This is a genomic window from Pseudomonas sp. CC120222-01a (genome assembly GCF_003097235.1).
Lineage (GTDB): Bacteria > Pseudomonadota > Gammaproteobacteria > Pseudomonadales > Pseudomonadaceae > Aquipseudomonas.
Genome location: NZ_QEQQ01000004.1, coordinates 292286 through 317168 on the forward strand (window position 1 = coordinate 292286; position 24883 = coordinate 317168).

Genomic DNA, 24883 nt, shown 5'->3' on the forward strand with positions numbered 1-24883 from the left:
ACTCCTGTGCCGCCAACAGGATCCGCCCTGTTCGCATGGCGATACATCTTGGTGAAAGCCAACAGGGCATGACTATGCATCTCGGTGGGCGCTGATGCTGCTCCACCTCACTCCAGTCATGCACCAAGGCGGTCCCTGTTGGCTTAATAGTCTTGGTGAAAGCCAACAGGGCATGACTATGCATCTCGGTGGGCGCTGATGCTGCTCCACCTCACTCCAGCCATGCACCAAGGCGGTCCCTGTTGGCTTAATAGGAGTGACTGGCCCGAAACAGATGTGGGAGCGGGCTTGCCCGCGATGCGCCGCGCGGGCGGCGCTCGATCTCACAGGCACTGAAAATCTCAAGCCAGGAAAACCTTAGGCGCTGAAAATCTCCAACCAGGACCACCCCCCCCCCCCGCGCTCCACCCCACATCCAACCCTGTCCCCGCTTCCCATGTCAGACCACCTGGTCACGATCCTTTAGCGTGTCGACGATTCCCCATTCCCAGGCAAAGCAGGATGCTTACCGATGCTTTTCAGCGAACTGATGGCTGCACTCTCCACCCATGCAATCCGACTCCAGCGTGAAGACCAGGACCTGATCGTCCTGGGCGACGACGAAGCGTTGGACGACACCTTGTGGGAGGCGCTGTCACGGCACAAGCCGGCCTTGCTGGAGATGCTCGCCGAACGCGATGACGACTGGCTCAGCCCGGCGTTCCGCATCACCCCCGACATGCTGCCGCTGGTGCAGCTCGACCAGCAGGCCATCGACCGCATCGTCGCCAGCGTGCCGGGTGGTGCCGCCAACGTGCAGGACATCTACCCGCTGGCACCGTTGCAGCAAGGCATGCTCTACCAGCACCTGTCCGCCGTTGACGGTGACCCGTACCTGGCTCAGGTGCAGCTGCGCTTTGCCAGCAAGGTACACCTGGAGGCCTTTGCCGAAGCGCTGCAATGGGCGATCCAGCGTCACGACATCCTGCGCACCGCGCTGCACTGGGAATACCTCGATGAACCGGTGCAGGTGGTCTGGCGTGAAGCAACCCTGGTCCGTGACGCCATCGAGGCCGACGGCGAGGATGCCCTGGCCCAGCTGTGCGCGCGGTTCGACCCGCATCACTACCGCCTGGATCTGCGCCAGGCGCCGCTGATGCAGCTGGTGCACGCCCGTGGCGTGGGCGAGCAGTGGGTCGCCTTGCTGATGTTCCACCACGTGGTAATGGACCACACCGCACTGGACATTGTGCGCCGCGAAATCCAGGCGCACCTGGCCGGCGAGTCGACGCAGCTGCCCGCGCCGATGCCGTTTCGCAACGTGCTGGCGGCAGCACGCCAGGCGCTGGACGAACAGGCCCACGAGCGATTCTTCCGCGAAATGCTCAACGACATCGACGAGCCGACCCTGGCGTTCGGTGTGCCTGACAAAGGCCCGCAGCCACTGGAACAGGCGCGCCTGACCCTCCCATCCGAACTGAGCTTGCGCCTGCGCCACCAGGCCCGACAGCTTGGGGTGAGCCCGGCCACTGTGTTGCACCTGGGCTTTGCCCGCCTGCTCGGGCAACTGTCCGCACGCCAGGCGGTGGTGTTCGGCAGCGTACTGTTGGGGCGCATGACCACCGGTGAAGGCGGCGAGCAGGCGCTGGGCATGTTCATCAACACCTTGCCGCTGCGCATCGACCTGGGCGGCCTTGGCGTGCGTGACGCGCTGCTGGCCACGCACAAACGGCTCAGTGCCTTGCTCGGCCATGAGCAGGCCTCGCTGGCCCTGGCCCAGCGCTGCAGCGGTGTAGCGGCGCCGGCGCCGCTGTTCAACAGTATGCTCAACTACCGCCACAGCGCTGCCGGTGATGCCGCCGAAATCATCCCGGTGGCGCCAGGTATCGATATCGTCGGGGCCGAAGAACGCACCGACTACCCGCTGACCGTCAGCGTCGACGACCTTGGCGATGACCTGCGCCTGACCGTGCAGAGCCTGCCACAGTGGGGCGCCGCACGCTTGTCCGGGCAGTTCGGGCAGGTGTTGGCGAGCCTGGTCGAGGCCCTTGAGCACGCCCCCGAAACGCCGCTGCAGAACCTGGCGGTGCTGCCGCAGGCTGAGCGCGAGCAGGTGCTGGAGCAGTTCAACCGCACCGCCCAGGCCTACCCGCAAGGGCTCACCGTGCATGCGCTGGTCGAAGCCCAGGCAGCCCGCACCCCCGAGGCGTGTGCGCTGCTACAGGATGGCCTGGCACTCAGCTACGGCGAGCTGAACCGGCGCGCCAACCAACTGGCCCAGCGCATGATCGAGCGCGGCGTCAAACCCGGCAACCGGGTTGCCCTGTGCCTGCCACGCAGCGCGGAACGCCTGGTCGGCCTGCTGGCGGTGCTCAAGGCCGGAGCCGCCTATGTACCGGTAGACCCGGCTTATCCGGCTGAGCGTATCGCCTATCTGCTGGAAGACAGCCAGCCGGCGCTGGTGCTGGCGAACTCGGCAATTGCAGGTTTGCCGCCGATACCGCGCCTGGACCTGGACCAGGCCGAGGCGTTCTCCGTCAACGCCAGCAATCCACACCTGCCTGAACTGGATGCGCAACACTTGGCCTACGTGGTCTACACCTCCGGCTCTACCGGCCAGCCGAAGGGCGTGATGATCGAGCACCAGACCCTGGCCAACCTGGTGCACTGGCACTGCCAGGCGTTCGAACTGGCGGCCGGGTCGCACAGCTCCAGCGTCGCCGGCTTTGGTTTCGACGCCCTGGCCTGGGAAGTCTGGCCAACCCTGTGCGCGGGCGCCACGCTGCACCTGCCGCCAGCACACATCGGTAACGAACACGTCGATGAACTGCTCGACTGGTGGCTGGCGCAACCGCTGCAGGTCAGCTTCCTGCCCACTCCGGTGGCCGAGCAGGCCCTGCGCCGTGACCGCCAGCACCCGACCCTGCGCACGCTGCTGGTCGGCGGCGACCGCCTGCGCACGTTCGAACGCGACCCAGGCTTTGCCCTGGTCAACAACTACGGCCCGACCGAAACCACGGTGGTGGCCACCTCTGGCCAGGTCATCGCCAACGGCGCACTGCATATCGGCCAGCCGATCGCCAACACCCGCGTCTATGTGCTCGACGAAGGCCTGCAGCCGCTGCCGGTCGGCGTCACCGGTGAGCTTTTCATCGGCGGTGCGCAGGTCGCGCGCGGCTATTTCAACCGCCCGGAACTCACCGCAGAACGCTTCTTCGACGACCCCTTCAACCCCGGTGGGCGGATGTACCGCAGCGGCGACCTGGTGCGCTGGAATGCCGACGGTACGCTTGACTACCTGGGCCGCAACGATGACCAGGTGAAGATCCGCGGCGTGCGCGTCGAGTTGGGCGAGATCGAGGCCGCGGTGGCCGCATGGCCGGCGGTCGACGACGCCGTGGTGCTGGTGCGAGAGGGGCGCCTGCTGGCCTGGTACACCGAAACCGCGCCGGTCGACCCTGAGCTGCTGCGCCAGGCCCTGCAGGCCAGCCTGCCGGCGCACATGCTGCCGTGGGCGTTCATCCGCCTGGATGAGCTGCCGCTGACCAGCCACGGCAAGCTCGACCGCCGTGCGTTGCCCGACCCGGACGGCGCCTTGCTGGCAGGGCAGGCCTATGAAGCGCCGCAAGGTGACACCGAAGCTGCCATGGCCGTGATCTGGGCCGAGGTACTGGGCGTGGAACGGGTAGGGCGGCATGACAATTTCTTCGAACTGGGCGGCCACTCGCTGCTGGCCGTGACCCTGGTCGAGCGCCTGCGCAAGGCCGGCCTGGTGATCGACGTGCGCGTGCTGTTCGCGCAGCCGACGGTGGCTGCGCTGGCCAGTGCAACAGCGACAGGCGAGACGGCCAAGGTCCCGGCCAACCGGGTGCCTCAGGGTGCGGCGCGCATTACGCCGGACATGCTCAGCCTGATCGATCTGGACCAGGCCAGCATCGATGCCATCGTCGCCACGGTGCCGTGCGGTGCCGCCAACGTGCAGGACATCTACCCGCTGGCGCCGTTGCAGGAAGGCATCCTCTACCATCACCTGAGCGCCGAGCAGGGCGACCCGTACCTGCTGCAGACGCGCCTGGCATTCGACAGCGTCGAGCGGCTGCTGGCCTGGGCCGGCGCCTTGCAGCAGGTCATCGACCGCCACGACATCCTGCGCACCGCGGTGCACTGGCAGGGCCTGGCGCAGCCGCTGCAGGTGGTATGGCGTGCTGCCGAACTGGCCGTGTGCGAAGTCGACGACCTGGCCGATGAACCGGGCGTGTCACGCATCGAGCAGTTGCACGCGCGGTTCGATGCGCGTCGCCACCGGCTGGATCTGGGCCAGGCACCGCTCACACGGCTGTACTACAGCCTCGACCCCGCCAATCATCAGGTGGTGGCGATCTTGCTGTTCCATCACCTGACCCTCGATCACACCGCCATGGACGTGGTCGCCCGGGAAATGCGCGCCTTGCTGTTCGCCCAGGGCGAGTCCCTGCCGGCGGCTGTGCCTTATCGCAACTACGTTGCCCAGGCCAGGCTGGCCGACCCAGCCAGCCAGGAAGCGTTCTTCCGCGAGATGCTGGCGGATGTCGACGAGCCGACCTTGCCGTTGGGCCTTGCCGATGTGCAGGGCGATGGGCGCAACATCGACAGCGCATTCCTGGCACTGGAGGCCGATCTCAGCCTGCGCCTGCGCAGCCAGGCGCGGCAGCTGGGCGTCAGCGCCGCCAGCCTGATGCACCTGGCCTGGGCGCGGGTGTTGGGCGTGCTGGCCAACCGTGCTGACGTGGTGTTCGGCACCGTGCTGATGGGCCGCCTGCAGGGTGGCGAAGGCGCTGATCGTGCACTGGGCATGTTCATCAACACCCTGCCGCTGCGGGTCGACACCCGTGCCGGCGTGCACGCTGCGGTACGCGCTACCCATCGCAGCCTGTCAGCACTGCTTGGCCACGAACATGCACCCCTGGCCCTGGCCCAGCGTTGCAGTGGCGTGGCCGCTTCGGTGCCGTTGTTCAGCGCCTTGCTCAACTATCGCCACAGCGCCGCCGATGCGCCGCGCGAAGGCGAAGGCATCTGGGAGGGCGTGCGCCTGCTCGGCGGCGAGGAACGCAGCAACTACCCACTGACCTTGAGCGTCAACGACCTTGGCGAAGGTTTCAGCTTCAGCGTGCTGGCCGTCAAAGGCATCGGTGCCGCCCGTGTCACCCAGTGGATGGCCAACACCCTGACGCAACTGCTGCAGGCGCTGGAGTCCGGGCAGCAGGCCACGGTCGATAGCCTGCCGATTATCGATGAGGCGGCACGCCAGCAGTTGCTAGGCAGCTTCAATGCCATGGCGCAGGCGTATCCGCAGGGGCACACCGTGCACGCCCTGATCGAGGCCCAGGCCGCCCGAGCGCCCGAGGCGACCGCCCTGTGCCAAGGCGATCAGGCCCTGAGCTACGGTGACCTCAACCTGCGCGCCAACCGCCTGGCCCATCGCCTGATCGAGCAGGGTGTGCAGTGTGGCGATCGGGTCGCCTTGTGTCTGCCGCGCAGCATCGAGCGGTTGATCGGCTTGCTGGCCGTGCTCAAGAGCGGGGCGGCCTATGTGCCGGTGGACCCGACCTACCCGCAAGCGCGCATCGCCTACCTGCTGGCCGACAGCGCGCCGACGCTGGTACTGGCGGATTCGACCATCGATGGCTTGCCCGTCGAGCTGACACGGCTGGACCTCGACCAGCCAGTCAGCTGGCACTCCGTCGACAGCAACCCGCAAGTGCCCGGGCTCGATGCCCATCAACTGGCCTACGTGGTCTACACCTCCGGTTCCACCGGCCAGCCCAAGGGCGTGATGATCGAGCACCAGACCCTGGCCAACCTGGTGCACTGGCATTGCCAGGCATTCGCCCTGGGTGCCGGCGAGCGCACCTCCAGCGTGGCCGGCTTCGGTTTCGACGCCATGGCCTGGGAGGTGTGGCCCGCATTGTGCGCCGGTGCCACGCTGCACCTGCCGCCGGCGCACATCGGCAACGAGCATGTCGAGGAACTGCTTGACTGGTGGCTGGAGCAGCCGCTGAAGGTCAGCTTCCTGCCGACGCCGGTCGCCGAGCAGGCATTGCGTCGCCAACGCCAGCACCCGACCTTGCGTACCCTGCTGATCGGTGGCGACCGCCTGCGCCAGTTCGACCGCGACCCGGGCTTCGCGCTGGTCAACAACTACGGGCCGACCGAAACCACCGTGGTCGCTACCTCTGGCGCGGTTCTGCCGGGTGGTGCACTGCATATCGGCCAGCCAATCGCCAACACCCGCGTGTACGTGCTCGACGAGCGCCGTCAGCCGGTACCGGTGGGGGTGACCGGCGAGCTGTACATCGGAGGCGGCCAGGTCGCCCGGGGTTATTTCAACCGCCCGCAACTGACCGAGGAGCGCTTCCTGGCCGACCCGTTCAGCCGCCTGGCGGGTGCACGCATGTACCGCAGCGGCGACCTGGTGCGCTGGAACGCCGACGGCAGCCTCGATTACCTGGGCCGCAACGATGACCAGGTGAAGATCCGCGGCATGCGCGTCGAACTGGGCGAGATCGAAGCGGCCATGGCGGCCCAGCCCGGCATCGAGCATGCCGTGGTGCTGGTGCGTGGCGAGCGCTTGCTGGCCTGGTTCACCGAAGCCACCGCAGTCGACCTCGATGCGCTGCGCCAAGCGCTGCAAGCCAGCCTGCCGGCGCACATGCTGCCGCACGCGTTCATGCGCCTGGAGCAGCTGCCGCTCACCAGCCACGGCAAGCTGGATCGCCGCGCGCTGCCTGAGCCCGATTGGGCAGAACAGGGCTATGTCGCACCCCTCGGCGAAACCGAACGCGCCATCGCCGCCACCTGGGCCGAAGTACTGGGTGTCGAGCGGGTAGGGCGACACGACAACTTCTTCGAGCTGGGCGGCCACTCGCTGTTGGCCGTGACCCTGATCGAGCGCCTGCGCCAGCAAGACCTGAACACTGACGTGCGCGTGTTGTTCGGCCAGCCCACGGTGGCCGCACTGGCTGCGGCGCTGGGCAAGGGCCGTCAGGTCGTGGTGCCGGAAAACCGCATCGCGCCGGGCTGCAGCCAGATCACCCCGGACTTGCTGCCGTTGATCGAGCTGGACCAGGCCAGTATCGAGCGCATCGTCGCCACGGTGCCAGGCGGTGCCGCCAACGTGCAGGACATCTACCCGCTGGCCCCGCTGCAGGAAGGCATCCTCTATCACCACCTCAGTGCCACGGGGGCCGACCCGTACCTGCTGCAATGGCGTGTCGACTTCGACAGCCTGGCACGCCTGCAAGCCTTCGCCGGCGCGCTGGACAAGGTCATTGCTCGCCACGATGTGCTGCGCACCGCGGTGCTCTGGGACGGCCTGCGGCAACCGGTGCAAGTGGTCTGGCGCCAGGTTCCCGGGACTGTACTGGCCCGCTGTGGGAGCGGGCGAGCCCGCGAAGCAGGCGACACCGCACTCGACCTTGGCCGGGCCCCGCTGATCCGCCTTATCTACAGCGAAACTGCTGGCCCCCTCGAAGCTACCTTGCAGTTCCACCATATCGCCCTGGACCACACCGCCATGAAAGGGGTGCTGGACGAAATCCGCGACCACCTGCGCGGCCAGCAACCGACCCGACCGCCGGTGCCTTACCGCAATTACGTGGCCCAGGCCCGGCTGGCCATCAGCGAAGCCGAGCACGAAGCGTTCTTCCGTGCCGAGCTTGGCGACATCGACGAACCCACCCTGCCATATGGCCTGAGCGACCTGCAGGGCCACGCCGACGGCTTCGAACTGGCCACCGTGCAACTCGCCAGCAGCCACTACCAACGCCTGCGCCAACAGGCTCAGCAACTGGGCGTCAGTGCCGCCAGCCTGTTGCACCTGGCCTGGGCGCGGCTGGTCGCGGCCACCAGTGGCCGCGACAGCGTGGTGTTCGGCACCGTGCTGCTTGGGCGCCTGCAGGGCGGTGCCGGCGCCGATCACGGCCTGGGCATGTTCATCAACACCTTGCCGCTGCGCCTGGACCTGGACGGCCTGGGCGTAAGGGAGGGTGTGCGACTGACCCATGAGCGCCTGAGTGCGCTGCTGGTGCATGAGCACGCCTCGCTGGCCTTGGCCCAGCGCTGCAGTGGCGTGGCCGCGCCCACGCCGCTGTTCAGCGCGATGCTCAACTATCGCCATGGCGCCAGTGCCAGTGAACAGCAGGCGCAACGCGAAGCGCTGGAAGGTATCCAGGCGCTGCCCAGCGGCGGGCATGGCAACTACCCGCTGAGCGTCAACGTCGACGACCTTGGCGACGGCCTGCGCATGACCGCCCAGGTCACGGCGCAGGTAGGCGCGCAGCGTGTCTGCGAGCAGCTGCTGCAAGTGCTGCTCGGCCTGCTCGATGCGCTGGAACACCAGCCACAACTGGCGCTGCAACACTTGCCGGTGCTGGCGCCTCAGGAGCGCCAGCAACTGTTGGTCGAGGCCAACGCCACCGGCCACCCGCACGATCTGCAGCAACCGCTGCAGCGCCTGTTCGAGGCGCAGGTCAGGCGCACACCCGATGCCCTGGCGCTGGTGGCTGAAGAGGGCGAGCTGAGTTACCGCCAGCTCGACGAGCAGGCCAACCGCCTGGCCCATCACCTGATCGCCCTCGGGGTGCAACCCGACGACCGTGTGGCGATCTGCATCGAGCGCGGCCTGACGCTGGTGGTCGGCCTGCTGGCCATTCTCAAGGCCGGAGGCGCCTATGTGCCGGTGGACCCGGGTTACCCGGCCGAGCGCATCCGCCACATGCTCGAAGACAGCGCGCCCCAGGCGTTGCTGGTACATGCCGCGACCCGCGACGTGGCACGGCACGCGGTGCAGCTCGACCTTGACCGGCCGAACTGGAATGACCGGCCGATCAGCAACCCGCGCGTGACGGGCCTGACGGCGCAGCACCTGGCCTATGTGATCTACACCTCTGGTTCCACTGGCGTGCCGAAAGGGGTGATGGTCGAGCACCGCAACGTGGTCAACCTGATGCACTGGAGCCAGCGCCTGTGCGCCAGCGCCGGCAGCGTGCTGCACAAGACCCCGATCAGCTTCGATGCCTCGGTGTGGGAGCTGTTCTGGCCGCTGTGCAGCGGCCTGCGCCTGGTGCTTGCGCGGCCGGATGGCCAGCGTGATGGGCAGTACCTTGCGCAGTTGATCCAGCACCAGCGGGTCAACGTGGTGCAGTTCGTACCCGCGTTGCTGCAACAGTTCCTGGAGCAGGAACAAAGCGCCGATTGCAGCAGCCTGAGCGACATTGTCTGTGGCGGTGGCGAGCTGACCCAGGCGCTGGCTGCCCTGGTTCGCCAGCGCCTGCCGGGTGTGCGCCTGCACAACGTCTACGGCCCCACCGAAACCACCGTCGACTGCAGCGTCTGGACGCTGGAGCCCGAGGATGAGCTGCCACGCGGCAGCCTGCCGATTGGCAGGCCGATCGACAACACCGCGCTGTATGTGCTCGACCATCACGACCAGCCGGTGCCGTGGGGCGTGGCCGGCCACCTGCACATCGGCGGCGCCGGCGTGACCCGTGGCTACCTGGGCCTGGCGCAACAGCAGGCCGAACGCTTTATCGACAGCCCGTTCGTGGCGGGTGACCGGCTGTATCGCAGTGGCGACCTGGTGCGCCAGCGTGTCGATGGCAGCCTTGAATTCCTCGGTCGCAACGACCAGCAAGTGAAGATCCGCGGCCTGCGCATCGAACCGGGCGAAATCGAGGCCTGCCTGACCCGCATTGCCGGGGTGCGCGAAGCCGTGGTGCTGGCGTTCGATGCACGCCTGGTCGCCTATCACACCGGTGAGCCGCACGCTGCGGATACCCTGCGCCAGGCGCTGCTGACGCAATTGCCGGACTACATGGTGCCAGCGCAGTACATTCACCTCGACCAGCTGCCGCTGACCCCCAACGGCAAGCTCGACCGCAAGGCGCTGCCTGCTCCTGACGCCACGTTGCAGCAGCGTGCCTTCGAGGCGCCGCAAGGCAGCACCGAAACCCTGCTGGCGGCGATCTGGAGCGAGCTGCTGGGCGTGGAGCGGGTAGGGCGGCACGACAACTTCTTCGAACTGGGCGGCCACTCGCTGCTGGCCGTGAGCCTGACGGCGCGCCTGCGCCTGCAGGGCCTGCAGGTGGATGTGCGCACCTTGTTCGGCCAGCCGACCATCGCCGCCCTGGCGGCAACCCTGGGGCACGATCAACAGGTCGAGGTGCCTGAGAACCGTATCCCGGCGGGCTGCCGCCACATCACCCCGGCACTGCTCAGCCTGATTGATCTCGACCAGGCCAGTATCGACCGGATCGTCGCCAGCGTGCCGGGCGGCGCTGCCAATGTGCAGGACATCTACCCGCTGGCGCCGTTGCAGGAGGGCATTCTCTATCACCACCTGAGCGCGGCCGAGCACGACCCGTATGTGCTTTACTCGCGCCTGCGCTTCGCCAACCTCGAACGCCTGCAGGCCTTCGCCAGCGCCCTCGACCAGGTCGTCGCCCGCCACGATGTGCTGCGCACCGCAGTGCTGTGGGAGGGGCTGCCCCAGCCGGTGCAGGTGGTCTGGCGCCAGGTTCCCGGGACTGTACTGGCCCGCTGTGGGAGCGGGCGAGCCCGCGAAGCAGGCGACACCGCACTCGACCTTGGCCGGGCCCCGCTGATCCGCCTTGTCTACAGCGAAACTGCTGGCCCCCTCGAAGCCACCCTGCAGTTCCACCACATCGTGCTCGACCACACCGCCCTGGAAGTGGTCGGCGAAGAACTCCAGGGCTTCCTTCAGGGCGCACCAGCCCCGGCCCACGCCCCGGTGCCTTACCGCAACTATGTGGCCCAGGCCCGCCTGGGCATCAGCCAGGCCGAGTACGAGGCGTTCTTCCGCACGCAACTGGCCGACATCGACGCGCCGACCCTGCCGTTCGGCCTCAGCGACGTGCAGGGCGACGGCCGTGACATGCAGGAAGTGAAGCTGACACTGTCGAGCACGCTTGCCACTCGCCTGCGCCATCAGGCCCGAGTGCTGGGCATCAGCGTCGCCAGCCTGTTCCACCTGGCCTGGGCACGTCTGCTGGGCGCCGCCAGCGGTCAGGACAGGGTGGTGTTCGGCACCGTGCTGCTGGGCCGCCTGCAAGGCGGCGAGGGTGCCGAGCGTGCGCTGGGCATGTTCATCAACACCTTGCCGCTGCGCATCGACCTGGGCGGCGTGACCCTGCGCGAGGCGGCCCATGCCACCCACCAGCGCCTCAGTGCGCTGCTGGCCCACGAGCACGCCTCGCTGGCACTGGCCCAGCGCTGCAGCGGCGTGGCCGCACCGTTGCCACTGTTCAGCGCCATGCTCAACTACCGCCACGGTGCCGAGGCCAATGCCGAGCAGCGCAAGGCCTGGCAAGGCATCGAAGTGCTCGATGGGCAGGAGCGCACCAATTACCCATTGAGCCTCAACGTGGACGACCTGGGCGAAGGCTTCCGCCTGGTCGCCATGACCCCGGCCGAGGTCGGTGCGGCGCGGATCTGCGGGCAGATGAACCAGGTGTTGGCGGCCATGGTCGAGGCACTGGAGCATGAGCCGGAGCTGCTGTTGCAGCGCCTGCCGGTGTTGGAAGCCGAGGAGCGCCAGCGAGTGCTGGTTGATTTCAACGACACCGCAGTCGATTACAACCTTGAGCAGACCTTGCATGGCCTGATCGAGGCGCAGGTTGCGCGCACCCCGGATGCACTCGCTGTGCGGGCTGAGGAGGGCGAGCTGAGCTATCGCCAGCTCAACGAACAGGCCAACCGCCTTGCGCATTACCTGATCGCCCTGGGCGTCAAACCGGATGATCGGGTGGCTATCTGCGTCGAACGGGGCCTGTCGATGGTGGTTGGGTTGCTGGCGATCCTCAAGGCCGGGGGGGCTTACGTCCCGGTCGATCCGGATTACCCGGCAGAGCGTGTGCGCCATATGTTGACCGACAGCGCGCCTGTGGCGGTGCTGGTGCACGGCGCCACTCGCCATGTGCCGGATGCCGGGCAGATCATCGATCTGGACCAGCCAAGCTGGAATGACCAGCCGGCAAGCAACCCCGAGATTGCAGGCCTGACACCACGCCATCTGGCCTACGTGATCTACACCTCGGGCTCCACTGGCTTGCCGAAGGGCGTCATGAACGAGCATGCCGGCGTGGTCAACCGCCTGCTGTGGATGCAGGACGCCTATCAGCTGGGCGCCGATGACGTGGTGTTGCAGAAGACCCCGTTCAGCTTCGACGTTTCGGTGTGGGAATTCCTCTGGCCACTGCAGACCGGCGCCCGCCTGGTCATGGCCCGCCCAGGCGGCCACCGCGATCCCGAGTACCTGCGCCAGGTCATCCGCATCGAAGGCATCACCACCTTGCACTTCGTGCCCTCGATGCTGGATGTCTTCCTGTCCTCCGCAGCGCCCACCGCCCCCCCTGTGGGAGCGGCTTTAGCCGCGAACACCGGCGAAGCCGGTGCCATCAACCGCGTGGGCTTCTTCGCGGGTGAACCCGCTCCCGCAGGGACCGCGTACGCCTTGCGGCGCGTGTTGTGCAGCGGCGAAGCCTTGCCCGGCAGCCTGGTCCGCCGTTTCCACACACAACTTCCCACTGTCGAGCTGCACAACCTCTACGGCCCCACCGAAGCTGCCGTGGACGTCAGCGCCTGGCACTGCCTGACCGCACCCGACAACACCCCAATCGGCAAACCGATCGCCAACACCGCCCTCTACGTGCTCGACAGCCAGGGCCAACCGGTGCCGCAAGGCGTGGCCGGCGAGCTGTTCATCGGCGGCGTGCAGGTCGCCCGCGGCTACCTCAACCGCGCCGAACTCACCGCCGAACGCTTCTTCGACGACCCGTTCCGCCCAGGCGGGCGGCTGTACCGCACAGGCGACCTCGCACGCCACCTGCCGGACGGCAATATCGAATACCTGGGCCGCAACGACGACCAGGTGAAAATCCGCGGCCTGCGCATCGAACTGGGCGAGATTCAGGCCGGCCTCACCGCCATCGATGGCATCAAGGAAGCGGTAGTAATCGCCCGCGACCAGCGCCTGATTGCGTACTACACCGGCGACCCGCAATCCACAGAAACCCTGCGCACGGCACTGCTCGCGCACCTGCCGGAATTCATGGTCCCGGCGCTGTTCATGCACCTGAACGCCTTGCCGCTAAGCCCCAACGGCAAGCTCGACCGCAAGGCATTGCCCCAGCCCGATGCGATTCAGGATCGCCCTTATGAAGCCCCGCAGGGCGACACCGAAACCCTGCTGGCCACCATCTGGTGCGAACTGCTGGGCGTCGAGCAGGTAAGCCGCCACGACAACTTCTTCGAACTGGGCGGCCATTCGCTATTGGCAGTGACCCTGACCTCGCGCTTGCGCGAACAAGGCCTGGAAGCTGACGTTCGCGCACTGTTCGACCAACCGACCCTGGCCGGCTATGCAGCCATCACAGACAGAATGGAGATCGTCCTGTGAGTATCAACCAACTCTTGGCCACACTTTCGGCCAACAACGTGCAGCTGGCGCTCAAGGACGGCCAGCTGGTGGTCCAGGGCAACCGCCAGGCGCTGACCGATGCCGCTCTGGTGGCGCGCCTGCGTGAGCACAAGCCGGCGCTGGTGGCGCTGATCGAAAGCGGAGAATACGTGGCCGTGAAACAGGGCGCGGTCAGCGTACCGGACAACCTGATCCCGCCTGACTGCAGGCGGATCACCCCGGCGCTGGTCAACCTGGTCGAGCTGGACCAGGACACCCTCGACCGCCTGGTCGCCGAAATACCCGGCGGCGCTGCCAATGTCCAGGACATCTACCCGCTGGCGCCCCTGCAGCAAGGCATGCTGTTCCACCACGCCAGCGCCCACGGGCACGACCCCTACGTGATGCAGGCGCGCTTCGTGTTCGCCAGCGAAGCACGCCTGCAGGCGTTCGCCGAAGCCCTGCGCGGGGTGGTTGCACGGCACGATATCCTGCGTACCTCGGTGCACTGGGAGGGCCTGGAAACGCCACTGCAGGTGGTCTGGCGCCAGGCTGATCTGCCAGTGCTCGAACTGCCTGCCGACGATCCTGGCCGCGCCTGGCTCGACCTGACCCAGGCACCGCTGATCCGCCTGCTGCGCGAGGCGCCAGAGGCTGATGGCAGGCTCAGTGCCACCTTGCAGTTCCACCATATCGCCATGGACCACAGCGCCCTGGAGGTGGTGCGTCACGAACTGATCGCCTTCCTCACCGGCGAAGATCAACAGCTGGGCGCGCCGGTGCCGTTTCGCAACTACGTGGCCCAGGCCGTACTCGGCATCAGCGAGGCGCAGCACGAGGCGTTCTTCCGCGACATGCTTGGTGACATCGACGAAGCGAACTTGGCCTATGGCATCCAGGATGTGCAGGGCGAAGGCGACAGTCACCACGAGCACGCCATCGACCTGCCGCTTGCCCTGTGCCAGCGCCTGCGCGCCCATGCCCGCCACCTTGGCGTGAGCGTCGCCAGCGTGTTTCACCTGGCCTGGGGGCGGGTGCTGGGGGGGCTGACCGGGCGCGAGCGGGTAGTGTTCGGTACCGTGCTGATGGGCCGCCTGCTCGGTGCCGAGGCCACCGACCGGGCGCTGGGGATCTTCATCAACACCCTGCCGCTGCGGGTCGATCTGGGCGACAGCGACCTGCCGACGGCGATCCGCGCCACGCACCAGCGCCTGAGTGCGCTGATGCGCCATGAGCATGCGCCCCTGGCCCTGGCCCAGCGTTGCAGCGGCGTGGCGGCCCCGGCGCCGCTGTTCAATGCACTGCTCAACTATCGCCACAGCGCAGTGGGCGCTGCCGAACCACGGCGAGCGGCACTGGCCGGTATCGATATCGTCGACTCTGCCGAGGCCAGCAACTACCCGTTGACCTTGAGTGTCGATGACCTCGGCGAAGCCTTCCGCCTGACCCTGCTGGCCAGCGCCGAGGTGCCCGCCGAGCGTGTCTGCGCCTATCTGCAGCAGACGCTGGAAAGCCTGCTGCAGAGCCCCGAGGCCCAGGTGCTGGCGCTGCCGATGCTGCCGCACAGCGAGCGCCATGCACTGCTGGAAGGGTTCAATGACTACTCCACCGGCTTCGAAGCGACGCTGACCCTGCATCAGCGCATCGAAAACCAGGCTCAAGCGCACCCGGACACGATCGCCGCCACCTGCGCCGATCAGGCATTGAGCTACGCCGAGCTCAACCGCCAGGCCAATGCCCTGGCCCACCGGCTGATCGCACTGGGCGTGGGCCCCGATGACCGTGTGGCGCTGGTCGCCCGTCGAGGGTTGGAGACCTTGGTCGGGTTGCTGGCCGTGCTCAAGGCCGGCGCCGGCTATGTGCCCATCGACCCGGCGCACCCGGATGAGCGGGTACATTACCTGCTGGGTGACAGCGCCCCCGTGGTGGTGCTCACCCAGCAGGCGCTGCGCGGGCGGCTGGGGGCTGTCGAGGTGCCGGTGCTGCTGCTGGACCAGCCAGACTGGCCCAGCCATGCCAGCAACCCGACTGTGGCGACACTGGGTAGTCGTCACCTGGCCTACGTGGTCTACACCTCAGGCTCTACCGGCCAGCCCAAAGGGGTAATGGTCGAGCACCGCACCGTCAACAACCTGGTCGACTGGCATTGCCGTGCCTTCGACCTGTGCCACGGTCGCCACACCTCCTGCCTGGCCGGTTTCGGCTTCGATGCCATGGCCTGGGAAGTCTGGCCGGCGTTGTGTGCGGGGGCCACGCTGCACCTGGCGCCGGCCGCCGAAGGCCATGAAGACCTCGATGCCATGCTCGCCTGGTGGCGCAACCAGCCACTGGACGTGAGCTTTCTGCCCACGCCAGTGGCTGAATATGCCTTCAGCCACCAGCTCGAACACCCGACCCTGCGCACCCTGCTGATCGGCGGCGACCGCTTGCGCCAGTTCACCCGGACCCAGCGCTTTGCCGTGGTCAACAACTACGGCCCGACCGAAACCACGGTGGTGGCCAGCTCCGGCGTGGTCGAGGCGGGCGGGGTGCTGCACATTGGCCGGCCGGTGGACAACGCGCGTCTGTACGTGCTCGACGAGCAGCGCCAACCGGTGGCGCTGGGCGTGCCGGGCGAACTGTACATCGGGGGTGCCGGTGTGGCCCGGGGCTACCTGAACCGCCCCGAGCTGACCGCCGAACGCTTTCTCGATGACCCCTTCTGCGCCGGTGGTCGCCTGTACCGCAGCGGCGATCTGGTGCGTTGGCTGGCCGATGGCACCCTCGAGTACCTGGGGCGCAACGATGACCAGGTGAAGATCCGCGGGGTGCGCATCGAACTGGGCGAGATCGAGAGCCGCCTGGCCAGCCTGCCGGGTATCAACGAGGCCGTGGTGCTGGCCCGTGAGGACCAACCGGGGCAGCCGCGCCTGGTGGCGTACTTCACCCCCCAGCCCGACGTCGAGGCGGCAACCCCGGAGGGCCTGCGTGCACAGCTGCAGGCGCACCTGCCGGAATACATGGTGCCGGTGGCCTTCGTCGAACTGTCGGCATTGCCGCTGACGGCCAATGGCAAGCTCGACCGCCGTGCCTTGCCCAGGCCCGAGCGTTCGGCACTGTTCGAGCAGGGCTATGAGGCCCCCGAGGGCGAACTGGAGCAGGCGCTGGCGCAGATTTGGGCCGAACTGCTGCAAGTCGAGCGGGTGGGGCGGCGTGACCACTTCTTTGCCTTGGGCGGGCATTCGCTGTTGGCCATGCGCATGGTTTCACAGGTGCGCCTGCGCCTGGGCGTGGAACTGACCCTGGCCGAGCTGTTCGCCAATGCCGAACTGGCGGCAGTCGCCGGGGTGCTGGCGGGAGCAGGGCGCAGCGCGTTGCCGGCGATCGTGCCGGTCCCCCGCGAGCAGCCACTGCCCATGTCCTTCGCCCAGCAACGGCTGTGGTTCCTGGCGCAGATGGACGGCGGCAACCAGGCCTACAACGTGCCACTGGCCCTGGGCCTGCGCGGGCCGCTGGATGACGACGCCCTGGAATGTGCGCTGCTGCGCATCGTCGAGCGCCATGAAACCCTGCGCAGCCATTTCGTGCCGCGCGACGACAGCGCCGAGGTGATCATTGGCACCAGCGCGGGCGCGGGCTGGTTCCAACGCGAAGAGATTGGCCCGGATGCCTTGCCCGGCAAGCTGCGCGAAGAGGCCGGCAGGCCCTTCGACCTGGCCCACGGGCCGCTGTTGCGGGCGCGGCTGCTGCGCCTGGACGCCGAGCACCATGTGCTGGCACTGACCGTGCACCATATCGTGGCCGACGGCTGGTCGCTGGGGGTACTGACGCGCGAGCTGAGCGCCCTGTATCCGGCCCTGCGCCAAGGCCTGGAAGACCCGTTGCCGGCACTGGCCATCCAGTATGGCGACTACGCGGTGTGGCAGCGGCGCTGGCTGGCCGGCGAGCAGTTGCAGCGCCAGGCCGATTACTGGCGCGAGGCGCTGGACGGCGCGCCGAGCCTGTTGAAACTGCCAAGCGACCGGCCACGGCCCGAGCGCCAGGACTTCGCCGGGTCCAGCCTGCCCGTGCAGCTGGACCCGCGCCTTGCGGCGGGGCTGCGCACCCTGGCCCAGCGCCATGGGGTGACCTTGTACATGGCCGTGCTGGGCGCCTGGGCCACCTTGCTGGCCAGGCTGTCCGGGCAACAGGAGGTGGTGATCGGCTGCCCGGTGGCCGGCCGTGGCCACGCTGAGCTCGAGGCGCTCGCGGGGTTGTTCGTCAATACCCTGGCCATCCGCCTCGACAGCGGCTCAGCCGCCACTGCCGAGGCGTTGCTCGAACAGGTCAAGGCCCGGGTGCTGGCGGCCCAGGCGCATCAGGACCTGCCGTTCGAACAGGTGGTCGAGATCGTCCGGCCGGCCCGCAGCCTTGGTCACACGCCGTTGTTCCAGGCGACCTTGAACTGGCAGGCGACCCAGGGCGCTGCCTTGCAGCTGCCAGGTTTGCAGCTTGAAGCCGTGGCACAGGCCGCGCAGGTGGCCAAGTTCGACCTCACCCTGAACCTGGGGGAACATGGCGACGTCGTGGCTGGCAGCCTCGAATATGCCACGGCGTTGTTCGACGAGATCACCGCGCAGCGCTATCTCGGTTACTTGCAAACCTTGCTGTGGGCCATGGTTGGCAACGACCAGGCGCCGCTGGAGCAGGTCGAGCTGATTGGCGAGGACGAGCGCCAGGCGCTGCTGCACACGTTCAATGCCACGACGGCGGATTACCCGCGCGACCTCAGCGTCGCCCAGCTGTTCGAGCAGCGTGCAGCCTGCCACCCACTGGCCCTGGCGGCAGTACATGGCGAGCAGGCGCTGAGCTATGGCGAACTCAACCTGCAGGCCAACCGCCTGGCCCATTACCTGATCGCCGAAGGCGTCGCACCTGGCGCCTGCGTGGCGATCCTGCTGCCGCGCTCGCTGCCCTTGCTGGTGTCGCAACTGGCGGTGCTCAAGTGTGCGGCAGTGTATGTGCCGCTGGATGTGCATGCCCCGGTCGAGCGCCAGGGTTTCATGGTCGAAGACTGCCAGGCTGTGCTGCTGCTGACCCTGGCCGCGACTCAGGCAGACTTCCCGGTGCGTCGCCTGGACCTCGACACGCTGACGCTCGACCCGCAAGCCGGGCATGATCCGGGCCTCGCGCAGGATGCCGGCGGCGCCGCCTACGTGATGTACACCTCAGGCACCACTGGCCAGCCGAAGGGCGTGTGCGTGCCGCACCGTGGCATCGCCCGCCTGGTGCTGAACAATGGATATGCCGACTTCAATGCCCAGGACCGCATCGCCTTTGCCTCCAACCCGGCGTTCGATGCCAGCACCATGGACGTCTGGGGCGCGCTGCTCAATGGCGGACAGGTGAGGGTGGTCGATCACCAGACGCTGATCGACCCTCAGCGTTTCGCCAGGGCACTGGCGGAGGACGGCATCACCGTGCTGTTCCTGACCACGGCGCTGTTCAACCAGTACGTGCAGCTGCTGCCTGAGGCGCTGGCTGGACTGCGCATCCTCATCAGCGGCGGCGAGCGTGCCGAGCCTGCTGCCTTCCGCGCCATGCTGGAGCGGGCGCCGGGCTTGCGCCTGATCAATGGCTACGGGCCGACCGAGACCACGACCTTTGCAGTGGCATGTGCCGTTGAGGGGCTGGCGCCCAATGCGACTCAGGTGCCGATTGGCCGCCCCATCGGCAATACCCAGGTCTATGTGCTCGATGCCCATCGCCAGCTGGTGCCGTGTGGGGTGGTCGGCGAGCTGTACATCGGCGGCGACGGCGTGGCTGTGGGTTACCTGAATCGCCCTGAACTCACCGCCGAACGCTTCATCGACGACCCGTTCAGCCAGCGCCCCGGGGCCAGGCTCTACCGCACCGGCGACCTGGTGCGCTGGCAGCCTGACGGCCAGCTGGAATGCCTGGGCCGCAATGATGACCAGGTGAAGATCCGTGGCTTCCGCATCGAACTGGGGGAAATCCGGCAACAGCTGTCGCAGTGCCCGGGCATTGGCGACGTGCAGGTGTCGGCGCTGGCGGACGGGCAAGGGCCACTGCGCCTGGTTGCCTGGTTCACCCGCCACGATGCGGCGCTGGACGCCAATGCACTGCGCAGCTTCCTGCGCGGCCGACTGCCCGACTACATGCTGCCGGGGGCCTATGTGGCGCTGGCGCGGATGCCGCTGACCAACAATGGCAAGCTCGACCACAAGGCGCTACCGCAACCCGGCCCGCAGGACTTTGCCACTGCGGCCTACGAGGCACCGCAGGGTGAGCGCGAAACGCTGTTGGCCCAGCTGTGGGGTGAGCTGCTGCAGTTGGAGCTGGTCGGGCGTCAGGACCGCTTCTTCGAGCTCGGCGGCCATTCGCTGCTGGCCATGCGCATGCTTGCCCAGGTGCGTCAGCGCCTGGGGTTGGAGCTGGCGCTGGGCGAGCTGTTCGCCGATGACAGCCTGGCGGCGGTTGCCGCCAGCCTGGGCAGCCATGCCGAGCGTGCCTTGCCGGCGATCCAGCCGGCCCCACGGCTGGGCAGCCTGCCGCTGTCGTTCGCCCAGCAGCGCCTGTGGTTCCTGGCACAGATGAGCGGCGGCAGCGCGGCCTATCACATCCCCCTCGGCCTGCACCTGCGCGGCGCGCTGGATGCGCTGGCGCTGGAGCGGGCGCTGCGGCGGCTGGTCGAGCGTCACGAGAGCCTGCGCAGCCACTTTGTGGAGCAGGACGGCGAGCCGCGTGTGGTGCTGGCAGCGGACGCTCGCGGTTTCCAGCTGGCCCTGGACGATGCGCGCGGTCTGCACGAGCAGGCGCTGGCCCAGCGGGTCGAGCTGCACGCCAGCGAGCCCTTTGCGCTGAACCGTGACTTGCCGATACGCGGCTGCTTGCTGCAACGCGCCGACGATCACCACATCCTGCTGCTGACCGTGCACCACCTGGTCGCCGATGGCTGGTCGCTGGCGGTGCTGGTGAAGGAGCTGGGCGCGCTGTACCAGGCGTTCAGTGCGGATCGCGACGACCCGCTGCCGCCTTTGCCGGTGCAGTATCTGGACTATGCACTGTGGCAGCGGCGCTGGCTGAGCGCTGAGGCCCTGCAGCGCCAGGCCGACTATTGGCGCGACCGGCTGAGCGGTGCGCCAACCCTGCTCAGCCTGCCGTGGGACCGACCACGGCCAGAGCGCCAGCAGTATGCCGGTGACAGCGTGGCGCTCAGCCTGGACCCACGCCTGAGCCTGGAGCTCAAGGCCGTGTGCCGGGCCCAGGGCGTGACCCCGTACATGCTGTTCATGGCGGCCTGGGCGGTGTTGCTGACACGCCTGGCCGGCCAGGATGAAGTGGTGATCGGCTCGCCGCTGGCCAACCGCCGACAGGCGGAGGTGGATGGCCTGATCGGCATGTTCGTCAATTCCATCACCCTGCGCGTGGACACGTCGGGCTCACCGGAGGTGGCCACGCTGCTGGCGCGGGTCAAGGCCGCAGTGCTCGAAGCCCAGGCCCATCAGGACCTGCCGTTCGAGCAGGTGGTCGAGGCCGTGCGCCCGCAGCGCAGCCTGGCCCATACGCCGCTGTACCAGGTGTCGCTGGATTGGGATGCCACGCCCGAGCGCCAGGCCCTGCAGCTGGGTGATCTGGAAGTATCGGCCATGGGCGGGCAGGCGCGCATCGCCAAGTTCGACCTGAGCCTGAGCATGGGCGAGGGCGCCGATGGCTTCAGCGGCGGCATCGTGTTTGCCACTGCGCTGTTCGAGCGGGCCACCGTCGAACGCTACGTGGGTTATCTGGAGCAACTGCTGTGGACCTTCGCCGAAGGCGAGCACGCCGTTCCGGCCCACACCGGGTTGCCCGATGCCGACGAGCGCAAGCGGCTGTTGCTGACATTCAATGACACGGCGGTCGATTACGACCTTGAACAGACTTTGCATGGCCTGATCGAGGCGCAGGTTGTACGCACCCCGGATGCACTCGCTGTGCGGGCTGAAGAGGGTGAACTGAGCTATCGCCAGCTCAATGAGCAGGCCAACCGCTTGGCGCATCATCTGATCGCCCTGGGCGTCAAGCCGGATGATCGGGTGGCGATTTGCGTCGAACGGGGCCTGTCGATGGTGGTCGGGCTGCTGGCGATCCTCAAGGCCGGAGGCGCCTATGTGCCGGTTGATCCGGATTACCCGGCAGAGCGTGTGCGCCACATGTTGACCGACAGCGCGCCGGTGGCAGTACTGGTGCATGCGGCGACCCGCCATGTGCCGGATGCCGGGCAGATCATCGATCTGGACCAGCCGACTTGGAGCGATCAATCGGCTGACAACCCTGTTGTCGTTGGATTGACGCCACGTCATCTGGCCTACGTGATCTACACCTCAGGCTCCACTGGCTTGCCGAAGGGCGTGATGAACGAGCATGCCGGCGTGGTCAACCGTTTGCTGTGGATGCAGGACGCCTATCAGCTGGGCGCCGATGACGTAGTGCTGCAGAAGACCCCGTTCAGCTTCGATGTTTCGGTGTGGGAATTCCTCTGGCCGCTGCAGACCGGCGCCCGCCTGGTCATGGCCCGCCCAGGCGGCCACCGCGATCCCGAGTACCTGCGCCAGGTCATCCAGAGCGAAAGCATCACCACCTTGCACTTCGTCCCCTCGATGCTGGATGTATACCTGTCTTCAGCAGCGAGCACTTCCCCTGTGGGAGCGGGCATGCCCGCGAACACCGGCGAAGCCGGTGCCATACACCGCGTCGACTTCTTCGCGGGCACGCCCGCTCCCACAGGCACCGTGTACGCCTTGCGGCGCGTACTGTGCAGCGGTGAAGCCCTGCCGGGCAGTCTGGTTCGCCGCTTCCACGCGCAGTTGCCAGCAGTAGAACTGCACAATCTCTATGGCCCCACCGAAGCCGCCGTGGACGTCAGCGCCTGGCACTGCGTAACCGCCCCCGACAACACCCCAATCGGCAAACCGATCGCCAACACCGCCCTCTACGTGCTCGACAACCAAGGCCAACCGGTGCCCCAAGGCGTGGCCGGCGAGCTGTTTATCGGCGGCGTGCAGGTCGCCCGCGGTTACCTCAACCGCGCCGAACTCACCGCCGAACGCTTCCTCGACGACCCGTTCCGCCCAGGCGGGCGGCTGTACCGCACAGGCGACCTCGCACACCACCTGCCGGACGGCAATATCGAATACCTGGGCCGCAACGACGACCAAGTGAAAATCCGCGGCCTGCGCATCGAACTGGGCGAGATCCAGGCCGGCCTCACCGCCATCGATGGCATCAAGGAAGCGGTAGTAGTCGCCCGCGACCAGCGCCTGATTGCGTACTACACCGGCGACCCGCAATCCACCGAAACCCTGCGCACGGCACTGCTCGCGCACTTGCCGGAATTCATGGTCCCGGCGCTGTTCACACACCTCGACGCCTTGCCGCTGAGCCCCAACGGCAAGCTCGACCGAAAGGCACTGCCGGCAACCGATGCCCTTCATGACCGCCCTTACGAAGCACCAGAGGGCGACACCGAAACCCTGCTGGCCGGCATCTGGCGCGAACTGCTGGGCGTGGAGCAGGTAAGCCGCCACGACAACTTCTTCGAACTGGGCGGCCATTCCCTGGCTGCGATTCGCCTGATCGACAAACTTGGCAAGGCCGGCCTGGCGGCCGCAATCAATGACGTGTTCCAGCAGCCCAGCGTAGCGGCACTGGCCCGGCATCTGGATGCCAGCTTCAGCGGCCAGGCCTCGACCGTTGTCACGGTGCGCGCCAGCGGTTCACAGACGCCGCTGTTCCTGGTCCACGAATTCACCGGCCTGGACTTCTACTTCCCGGTGCTGGGCCAGCACCTGCCGGGTGATTTCCCGATCTACGGCCTGCCGGGTATCCCCGGTGGCGAAGCACAACCGCGCACGCTGGAGTGCCTGGCTCGCTATCAGATCGCGCAGCTGCGCAAGGTCCAGCCCCATGGCCCGTACCGACTGGCCGGTTGGTCGTTCGGTGGCGTGCTGGCCTTCGAAATGGCCAACCAGCTACTGGGCGCGGACGAGGGGGTCGAATTCCTCGGCCTGATCGACACCTACGTGCCCCGCCTGGCCGACCAGGGCAAGGCCCGCTGGCAGGGCCCTCGCGCCCTGGAAAACCAGCTGCTGCTCACCTGCAACAGTTTCTGGCGCACCCAGGGCGAGGCCGGGACCGCGCCGCTGGCGCAACTGCAGCGCCTGGAGGCCCAGCAAAGCGATTTCGCCAGCCTGATTGCCAGCTGCCGCGAACACCATCTGCTCTACGGCCTGTGGTCGAGCATGAGCGACGTGCAGCTGCGCGACTACTTCGAGCGTGAACTGGCCCACGGTCATGCCATGGCCCATTACCGCCTGGCGCCGCTGGAGATACCGGTGCATCTGTTCCGCGCCGAGCAGGGCAGCGACAGCCTGGCGAGCCTGGGCTGGCGCGAGACATTGCCGGCCCAGGTGCTGCTCGAAGTCGGTGTCCCCGGCGATCACCGCAGCATGATGCAGGCACCCCACGTTGCGACGCTGGGTGAGGCGATCGTCCGGGCGCTCGATCAGCTGCAGGTGCCAGCCGAGCAGCCGGCCTATCAGCCGTTGGTGGCGATCCAGAGCGGCCAGCCGGGGCATGCCCCGGTGTTCTGCGTGCCCGGTGCCGGCGACAGCGTCACCAGCTTCATCGGCCTGGCCGAGGCGCTGGGCCCGGACTGGCCACTGTATGGCCTGCAGGCGCGGGGCCTGGATGGCAACCGGGTGCCGCACAGTGCCGTGGAGGCTGCCGCCGACTGCCATGTGCAGGCCATCGAGGGGTTGTACCCGCACGGGCCGCTGAACCTGGTCGGCCATTCGTTCGGGGGCTGGGTCGCGCACGCCATGGCGGTGCGTTTCGAGGCCAAGGGGCGCCAGGTGCGTTCGCTGACCCTGATCGACAGCGAGGCGCCGGGTGAGGCGGGCTCATGTGGCAGGCCGTACACCTTCGGCGAGGCGCTGGAGAAGCTGATTCACGCGCTGCAGCTGTCCACCGGCAAGGCCTTGGGCATCGAACCGCAGGCTTTCGCCCAGGCCAGCGACGACGAGCAATTGCGCCAGCTGCACGCCGCCATGGTGCGCATCGGCCTACTGCCGGCGCGTTCGTCACCACGGGCGCTGGACGGCACGGTGCGGACCTTCGCCACGGCGCTGCGCACCCGCTACCAGCCGCGCATCAACTACAGCGGGCCAGCAGGGCTGGTGCTGGTGGACGACCCGAGCCTGGACGCGGCCGGCAACGCTCGCGAACAGGCAGCGATGCACGCCGGCTGGCAGGCGCTGATGCCGCAACTGGCACTGTGGCAGGGCCCGGGCGACCACTTCAGCATCCTCAAGGTCCCGGATGTGTTCAGCCTGGCGGCCTGGTGGCATGACGGCCAGGCATTGCTGCACGGCAAAGTGACCCCGTAATTGAAGGCGCCTCGGACCTTGTAGGAGCGGGTTTACCCGCGAATGC

General features: G+C 67.6%; 2 protein-coding genes. Both read left to right on the top strand.

The annotated features are described in order from the left end of the window. Positions 1-511 precede the first annotated feature (511 nt). Positions 512-13432, top strand: a complete 12921-nt coding sequence (locus N430_RS08370; RefSeq protein WP_116583637.1) for a non-ribosomal peptide synthetase — start codon at positions 512-514, stop codon at positions 13430-13432. Next, positions 13429-24837, top strand: coding sequence for a non-ribosomal peptide synthetase (locus N430_RS08375; RefSeq protein ID WP_110639816.1), 11409 nt, complete (start codon positions 13429-13431; stop codon positions 24835-24837). Before N430_RS08370 ends, N430_RS08375 begins: the two co-directional genes overlap by 4 nt. The last annotated feature ends 46 nt before the right edge of the window (positions 24838-24883 follow it).

Coding starts and splice junctions, on each gene's coding strand:
- N430_RS08370 (WP_116583637.1), top strand. CDS start 512: ATGCTTTTCAGCGAACTGATGGCTGCACTCTCCACCCATGCAATCCGA.